Below are 6452 nucleotides of genomic sequence, written 5' to 3'. Positions count from 1 at the left end.
TGACGCGGTGGCCCCGCTGTGGCTAGGCTCACATCGTCGCGTCAGCGCCGCCTCGACACCCTTCACCATGCCCACACAGCGAAAGTCCAGCTCATGCGCATCGGCATCCTCACCGGGGGCGGAGACTGTCCCGGCCTCAACGCCGTCATCCGCGGCGCGACCCGCGCCGCCGAGGTCACCTACGACAGCACCGTCATCGGCTTCCGCAACGCGTGGCGCGGCGTCATGGACAACGACTACGAGATCCTCGACGTCGACCGGTGCCGCGGCATCCTGCCCCTCGGTGGCACGATCCTCGGCACGAGCCGCGACCAGCCCTTCGCCTACGAGGACGGCCTGACCAAGGTCCGCAAGGCCTACGACCGGCACGGCCTCGACGCCATCATCGGCATCGGCGGCGAGGGCTCGATGGGCGTCGTCAACCGGCTCCACGAGCACGGCTTCCCCGTCATCGGCGTCCCGAAGACCATCGACAACGACATCTCCCTCACCGAGATGACGTTCGGGTTCCAGACCGCCGTGCAGATCTGCACCGACGCCATCGACCGGCTGCACACCACCGCCGAGTCGCACCACCGCGTCCTCGTCGTCGAGGTCATGGGCCGGCACGTCGGCCACATCGCCGTGTGGTCGGGCCTGGCCGGTGGCGCGGCGATCATCCTGACGCCCGAGGAGGCCTTCGACATCGACGAGGTGTGCGAGCGCATCGTGCACCGGCACAAGAAGGGCCGGTTCGCCACGATCGTCGTCGTCGCCGAGGGTGCGGTGCCACGCGAGGGCACGATCGACATCCCGGCGCCCGAGGTCGACAAGTACGGCCACCAGATCCTCGGTGGGATCGGCTCCATCCTCGCCCGCGAGATCCAGGGCCGCACCGGCATCGAGAGCCGCATGACGGCCCTCGGGCACATCCAGCGCGGCGGCTCCCCGGTGGCCTTCGACCGGGTGCTCGGCACGCGCTTCGGCGTCGCCGCCGTCGAGGCCGCGATCGACGGGGCATGGGGGCAGATGGTCGCGCTGCAGCGGGGCCGCATCGAGCGTGTCCCGGTCAAGGACGCCATCAGCCACCTCAAGATGGTCGAGCCCGAGCTGCTCCGGCTCAACTCGATGTTCCAGCCGCGCATCCCCGGCGACGAGCACCCGGGCCTGCCGAACGGCGCCCTCGTCGACACGGGCCTGTCACGGGCCGGCGTCGTCGTCGCCGACGACACGGCGGGTGCCGCCGCAGACCCCGCGATCGAGGGCGAGCCCGTGGAACACTGAGCGCATGCTCATCAACTTCGCGCTCCAGACGGTCATCAACGCCGTCGCGCTGTGGGTCGCCGCGTGGCTCATCCCCGGCATCACGTTCGGTGGGGGGTCCACGGGCCAGGTCGTCAAGACGGTCGTCGTCGTCGCCCTGATCTTCGGCCTGGTCAACGCGTTCATCCGCCCCGTCGCCAAGGTGCTCTCGCTGCCGTTCATCATCCTGACGCTCGGGCTGTTCGTCCTCGTCGTCAACGCGCTGATGCTGGAGCTGACGTCGTGGATCGCGGGCAAGCTGAGCCTGTCCTTCCACGTCGAGCACTTCTTCTGGGACGCCGTCCTCGGCGCGCTCATCGTCACCCTCGTCTCGATGCTGCTCACCTTCGTCAAGAGCGACTGACGCCGCGCGACCCACGAGCCCGTTCCCGCGACGCCGGGGGCGGGCTCGCGGCGTCCCGGGGTGTCGGCTTCGGCCATGTCGGCGGGGGGTCCTACCGTCGTCGCATGCGGTTGCTCCACACCTCCGACTGGCACCTCGGGCGGACGCTCCACGGCGTCAACCTCCACGAGGCGCAGGCGGCCGTCCTGGAGCGACTGTGCGAGCTCGTCGAGGACCCGCCCGACGGCGTCCCCGTCGATGCCGTCCTCGTCGCGGGCGACGTCTACGACCGCGGCGTCCCGCCGGTCGAGTCCGTCCAGCTGCTCGAGTGGACCCTCTCGCGGCTGTCGGCGGTCACCACCGTCGTCGTCACGTCGGGCAACCACGACTCCGCCATCCGGCTCGGCTACGGCGCTGGGCTGTTCCGCGACCGCATCCGCATGGTCACCGATCCCGGCCTGCTCGACCTGCCGGTCCTGCTCGAGGGCAGCGACGGCGTCCGGGCCGCGGTGTACGGCATCCCCTACCTCGACCCCGACCACGCGCGCGTCGCCCTCGCCGGCGGCGGCGAGCCGCTGCCGAGGTCGCACCAGGCGGTCGTCGCCGCCGCGTGCGACCGCATCCGTGCCGATCTGGCCGAGCGTCCGGGGGTGCGGTCCGTCGTCCTCGCGCACGCCTTCGTGGCCGGCGCCGAGCCGAGCGACTCCGAACGCTCGATCATGGTCGGGGGCGTCGACCGCGTGGCCGGCACGGTCTTCCACGGCATCGACTACGCGGCCCTCGGGCACCTGCACGGCCCGCAGGCACCGGACTGCGCCGAGGGCTCGGTCGTGCGCTACTCCGGCTCACCGCTGCGGTACTCGTTCTCCGAGCAGGACCACACCAAGGTCGCGCTCCTCGTCGACCTCGACGCGTCCGGCCCGGCCCGGGTCACGCCGGTGGAGATCCCGCAGCCGCGGCCGATGGCGACGCTGCGCGGCAGCCTCGAGGAGCTGCTCGACTCGCCGGAGCACGCGTCCGCCGAGCACGCCTGGGTGCGGGTGACCGTCACCGACCGGGTCCGTCCCGACTCGCTCATGGACCGGGTCAGGTCGCGCTTCCCGCACGCGCTCCAGGTCTTCCACGAGCCCGACCGCGCGGTCGAGCGGGCGCGCGCGAGCACCACCGTCGTCAGCGAGCGCGACCCCCGCGAGCTCGGCTCCGACTTCATCGCCTACGTCACCAAGACCGAGGCGAGCGCGGGTGAGGTCGACGTCTTCGCCTCGGGCTACGAGGCGGCGGTCAAGGCGCAGCACCTGGCCGAGGCGCAGGAGGTGGGGTGACGTGCAGCTGCACCACCTGTCCATGACGGCGATCGGCCCCTACGCCGGCACCGAGACCATCGACTTCGCCGCCGTCGGCCGTGCCGGGCTCTTCCTGCTCGAGGGGCCCACCGGGTCGGGCAAGTCGACGATCATCGACGCCATCACTTTCGCCCTCTACGGCAAGGTGGCCCAGGCGTCGGCCGACGTCGAGCGGATCCACTCCCACCACGCCGACCCGCGCACGGTCCCCGTCGTCACGCTGGTGTTCGAGACCCAGAGCGGCATCTACCGCGTCCAGCGCACGCCGCGGTTCGAGCGGCCGAAGACCCGCGGTGCCGGCACCACGGTGCAGAACCCGTCGGTCAAGCTGTGGCGGGTCCAGACCCCCGACGACCTCCTCGGCGGCGAGCTGCTCTCGACCAACCTCGGCGACTGCGACGACGAGATCACCCGGGCCGTCGGCCTGACCCGCGACCAGTTCGTGCAGACGGTGATCCTGCCGCAGGGCGAGTTCGCGACGTTCCTGAGGGCGCGCTCCGAGGACAAGGGCAAGCTGCTCGAGAAGGTGTTCGGCACGGCGTTCTTCCGCCGCGTCCAGGACGAGATCGTCGAGGCCGGCCGGGCCGCACAGGCTCGCCGGGCCGGCGCGGTCGCCGAGATCCGCGACGCCGTGCACGCCTTCGCCGTGTCCGCCGGCCTCGACGACACGGCGCGCGACGCACTCCTCGAGACGAGCCGGTCGGCCCCGGACCTGCTCACCGCCGAGCTCACCGAGGTCCTCGACGAGCTCGTCACGCGGGAGCGGCACGCGGGCAAGCGCAGCCGCGAGGCCATCGAGGCCCACCAGCAGATGGCATCGATGGTCGGCGACGCGCGGCTGCGCCAGCAACGCCGCGAACGGCTCCTCGAGCTGCAGCGCCAGGACGAGAGCCTCGGCGCGCGGGCCGTGGAGTTCGACGACCTGAGGCGGGCCGTGTCGCGGGCCCGGCAGGCTCGCCCCGTGGCCGGCGCGGTGCGCACGCTGGCGCAGAGCGAGGCCTCCCTCAAACGGGCGGAGTCGCTTCTCCTGACGGCACGCTCGAGGGTCGAACCGGCGCTGCGCGACGGGTCGGCGGCCGAGCTGCGGGTGGCCGCGGCGTCGCTGCGCGAGGTCATCGGCGGGCTCGCCGCGGCACTCGACCTCGAGCGGGCCCTGTCGACGCGTCGTGACCGGCTCGACGAGGCGCGGCGGGCGGCCGAGGCCGCTCGGCACCGCCTCGACGCCGTCACCGCCGAGCTCTCCGCGCTGCCCGCTGCCGTCGAGGAGCACGAGCAGGCGCTCACCGCGGCGCGCGACCTCGTGTCCCTCCTCGACGTACGCGCCGAGGCCGCCGAGACGGCCCGACGCCGGCTCGAGGCCGCGACCGCCCACGCCGCCGCCGCCGCGCGGCTGCCCGCCGCCGAGGCCGCCGCCACGGCTGCTCTCGAGTCGCTGCGCGCCGGCGAGCCCGAGCTCGCCCGCGTGCGTCGCGCCCGCATCGACGGCATCGCCGGAGAGCTCGGGCTCGCGCTGCGGGACGGTGAGCCGTGCCCGGTCTGCGGGTCCGCCGAGCACCCGGTCCCGGCCCGACCCACGGCCGACGCCGTCACGGCCGAGCAGGTCGCCGAGCACGAGGACCGGGTCACCGCGTTGCGCGACTCGGCCGCCGCCCTAGCGGAGGCGCTCGCCGGGCTGCGCGCCGAGGCCCGCGAGCTGGCGGCGGCTGCGGGGGGCCAGGGCGTCGACGCCGCGCGGGCGGCCGCCGAGCGGGCGGCCGCCGACCTCGCCGCGTCCCTCACGGCCCGCGACGACGTCACCCACGGCATGCAGCGGCTCGCCGCCCTCCGGTTGCGACAGTCCGAGCTCGCCGAGACGTCGACGGCGCTGACGGCCGAGGTCGCGCGCCTCGGGCACGCCGTCGAGCAGCTCGCCGACCGAGTCGCGTCCGAGGCAGCCGAGGTCGAGGCCGCCCGCGACGGCCACCCGAGCGTCGCGGCCCGCCGCGGAGCCCTCGTGGCCCGGGCCGGCCACGTGGACGCCCTCGTCGATGCCCTCGCTGCCCGCGACGTCGCGCGAGCCAGCGTCGCCGAGGACGAGGCCGCCCGCGACGCCGACCTGCGCGCCGCCGGGTTCACCGACCTCGCCGAGTGGCTCGAGGCCGACCGGCCGATGGAGTGGATCACCGCCAAGGAGAAGGAGATCGCGGACTTCGAGACCGCCTGCACCCGCGTCAAGGCGGGCCTGTCCGGGCCCGAGCTCGCCGACGTGCAGCTCGACGCGCTCTTCGACGACATCGAACCGATGGTGGCCCTGGAGCGGACCGCGAAGAAGGAGATGGAGGAGGCGGCCCGCGAGCACGGCGCCCTCCGCGGCCAGGTCAGCCGCACCAAGCAGCGCGTCGGTGACATCACGGCCGCCCTCGAGCGCAACGCGGCCGTCATCGCCGAGACCGCCGACGCCGTCCGCGTCGGGCAGCTCGTCGCGGGCAACGGCGACAACCAGCTCAACCTCGACCTCGCCAAGTACGTCCTCATCCGGCGGTTCACCGAGGTTCTGTCGGCGGCCAACACCGAGCTGGCGCGGTTCTCCGGGGGCCGGTACACGCTCGAGCACACCGACGCCAAGAAGGGCAACGCCAAGTCCGGTCTCGGGGTGCGGGTGCACGACATGCTCACCAACCAGGTTCGCGAGGTCGGAACGCTCTCGGGCGGCGAGACCTTCTACGTGTCGCTGGCCCTCGCCCTGGCGCTGGCCGAGGTCGTGCGGGCCGAGTCCGGCGGCGTCGACCTCGGCACGCTCTTCGTCGACGAGGGGTTCGGCACGCTCGACCCCGACGTCCTCGACGACGTCATGCAGACCCTCGAGGGGCTGCGCGAGGGCGGCCGCACGGTCGGCATCATCAGCCACGTCACCGAGCTGAAGTCGCGGGTGGCCGACCGCATCGAGGTGCTCGTGCGACCCGACCGCACGTCGACCCTGCGCGTCACGGCCTGAGCGGAGCGGCGCGAGCCTGACCACCCCTACGATCCGAGCATGAGCGTCGTCGCGAGCGTTGTCGTCGGCCTGGCCGCCCTGCTCCACGCCTACATCTTCTGGATGGAGTCGATCGGCTGGACCCGGCCCGAGGTGTGGCGGCGGTTCGGTGTCGCCGACCAGTCCGCGGCCGACACGACGCGGCCCATGGCGTACAACCAGGGCTTCTACAACCTGTTCCTCGGCCTCGGCGCCGGTCTGGGCATCGTCCTGTGGTGGGCCGGACACCACGAGGTCGGCCGCACGCTCATGCTCTTCTGCACCGGGTCCATGGTGGCGGCGGCAGCGGTGCTGACGACGAGCGGCCGCCGCTACCTGCGGCCTGCGCTGTCCCAGGGCACCGTCCCGCTCATCGGATTCGTCCTGACGCTCCTGACCTGACCCCCCGCCGCGGCCAGTCACCCCGACGACTCGCGTCGACCACTCGCCCCGGCCCTGTCTCTTATACACATCTGACGCTGCCGACGACGGA

Annotated in this window: 5 protein-coding genes; all 5 read left to right on the top strand. The window is 73.2% G+C overall.

The window, feature by feature from the left end; genetic code table 11:
- Positions 1-93 precede the first annotated feature (93 nt).
- The 5 genes from ACR9ZK_RS20225 (at position 94) to ACR9ZK_RS20205 (ending at position 6361) form a co-directional block, all read left to right on the top strand.
- Positions 94-1263: a 6-phosphofructokinase gene (locus ACR9ZK_RS20225; protein WP_481343760.1), complete on the top strand. Its 1170-nt coding sequence runs from the start codon at positions 94-96 to the stop codon at positions 1261-1263.
- Positions 1264-1267: 4 nt separating this feature from the next.
- The gene (locus ACR9ZK_RS20220) at positions 1268-1645 is read left to right on the top strand and encodes a phage holin family protein (protein ID WP_481343759.1); all 378 of its coding nucleotides are present in this window, start codon (positions 1268-1270) and stop codon (positions 1643-1645) included.
- A gap of 104 nt (positions 1646-1749) precedes the next feature.
- Positions 1750-2946, top strand: a complete 1197-nt coding sequence (locus ACR9ZK_RS20215) for an exonuclease SbcCD subunit D (protein ID WP_481343758.1) — start codon at positions 1750-1752, stop codon at positions 2944-2946.
- Position 2947: 1 nt separating this feature from the next.
- Positions 2948-5941, top strand: coding sequence for an AAA family ATPase (locus ACR9ZK_RS20210; protein WP_481343757.1), 2994 nt, complete (start codon positions 2948-2950; stop codon positions 5939-5941).
- Between the two features lie 39 nt (positions 5942-5980).
- The gene (locus ACR9ZK_RS20205) at positions 5981-6361 is read left to right on the top strand and encodes a DUF1304 domain-containing protein (RefSeq protein ID WP_481343756.1); all 381 of its coding nucleotides are present in this window, start codon (positions 5981-5983) and stop codon (positions 6359-6361) included.
- Positions 6362-6452 lie beyond the last annotated feature (91 nt).

Source organism: Monashia sp. HAY1-5C (assembly GCF_056755255.1).
The sequence above is the reverse complement of the archived record's forward strand: the minus strand, read 5'-3'. Positions and strand labels throughout refer to the sequence as shown.

Excerpts from the sequence above, each read along its gene's own strand:
- ACR9ZK_RS20205 (WP_481343756.1), top strand. The coding sequence starts at position 5,981 with ATGAGCGTCGTCGCGAGCGTTGTCGTCGGCCTGGCCGCCCTGCTCCAC.
- ACR9ZK_RS20225 (WP_481343760.1), top strand. The coding sequence starts at position 94 with ATGCGCATCGGCATCCTCACCGGGGGCGGAGACTGTCCCGGCCTCAAC.
- ACR9ZK_RS20215 (WP_481343758.1), top strand. The coding sequence starts at position 1,750 with ATGCGGTTGCTCCACACCTCCGACTGGCACCTCGGGCGGACGCTCCAC.
- ACR9ZK_RS20220 (WP_481343759.1), top strand. The coding sequence starts at position 1,268 with ATGCTCATCAACTTCGCGCTCCAGACGGTCATCAACGCCGTCGCGCTG.